Origin of the sequence: Corynebacterium sp. HMSC062E11, from assembly GCF_001811845.1 — a bacterium.
Classification (GTDB): domain Bacteria; phylum Actinomycetota; class Actinomycetes; order Mycobacteriales; family Mycobacteriaceae; genus Corynebacterium; species Corynebacterium hesseae.
In genome coordinates this window covers 1-1377 of record NZ_KV806801.1, presented here as the reverse complement: position 1 = coordinate 1377, position 1377 = coordinate 1, and the positions used below count along the sequence as shown (strand labels likewise).

The following is a 1377-nucleotide window of genomic DNA, read 5'->3' as shown; positions in this document are numbered from 1 at the left end:
CGGATTTCCATATCACGGTTGCAACGGTGCGCTACTCCGTTCCGCACCAGCTTGTTGGCCGCACTGTCGATGTGCGCATCACAGGCCAGGTCTTGACCGTCTTTGACCAGGGGACAACCGTGGTAACCCACCAGGTTTCGCATAAGCGTGGGGCCTATGTCACTGACTATGAGCACATTCCATCTGGAATGGACTCCACCCGTGGGCTGTGGACAAGCGACTACTTTTATCGCGAAGCCAGCAAAACCGGCCCGGCAACACGCAAGGTCATCGAAGAACTCATCGCGGCGAAAGCCATCCCGGCCCAGGCGTACCAGTCCTGTAGAAACGTGCTGTCGATGGGCAAACACGGCAACAAACCAATCCTGGAAGAGGCATGCCAGCGCCTGATGGCCAACGACGGCAGCCGACGGGCTGTGTCATATACCGCGGTCAAAAACATGATGGCCGCCATACGCAAAGAACACGCCACCCGGCCCCGCGGGTTAGACCAGGCCCCGCGCAGCACCACAGTCAACCAGCCCACCGCCCCTGCAATCACCGACCGGGATACCACCGGCGCGTTTCTCGGCGGTGCAGACCAGTTCAGCATGGACAACCTCGCTAAGAAAGGACACTAAAAGCCCATGTCATCACCAACCCCGCCAGCAGATCGCTTCCTTGACGAGTCCGTCCTGCCCGACTTCACCGCGCTGCGGATGACTGCCTTCGGCAGAAGCGTCATCGACATCGCCAACGATCCCGCATTCGACGCATGGACGTTTTCCCAAAAGGTGCTCTACGCACTCGATAAAGAAGTCGCGGCCAGGCGTGAACGACGCATCAACAAACTGCTAAAAGCATCCCGATCGCCAAACCTTGATGCTTGCCTTGAAAACGTGGTCTGCACGCCTGACCGCAACATCAACCCCGAGCAAGTCAGCAGACTCGCTCACGGACAATGGTGCCACCTGGGCCAAAACATTGTCATCCTGGGCAAATCCTCAGTCGGCAAAACCTACCTCGCCCAAGCCCTGATCACAGCAGCATGCCGCAACGACTACTCCGCACGGTTCTACCGCACCGACATGCTCGCCGCCGAACTGGCAGTCCTCCAACCCGATGACCCCGCACGGCTGAAGTTCATCCAGCACCTCCACGACGTCGACGTCCTGGTCCTCGATGACTTCCTGACCACACCTGTGGATGCCGCGACCGCGCACCAACTTCTCAACATCCTCGCCGGGCGAGAAGGCAAAGTCTCAACGATAGTGACCTCACAATTCACCCCACTGGAGTGGTACAAGTCCATCCCCGACGCCGTGATCTCCGAGTCAATCCTCAACCGACTCGTCTCCGGCGCCGAGATCATCACACTCGAAGGACCAAACATGCGCC

The 1377-nt window shown here is 58.9% G+C and carries 1 protein-coding gene and 1 pseudogene; both read left to right on the top strand.

The window, feature by feature from the left end; translation table 11 throughout:
• Nucleotides 1-620 (top strand): annotated as a pseudogene (locus HMPREF2822_RS07290) (IS21 family transposase); the annotation flags it as partial.
• Nucleotides 621-626: 6 nt separating this feature from the next.
• On the top strand, nucleotides 627-1377 hold a 751-nt coding region (locus tag HMPREF2822_RS07285; RefSeq protein WP_083306823.1), incomplete at its 3' end, for an ATP-binding protein.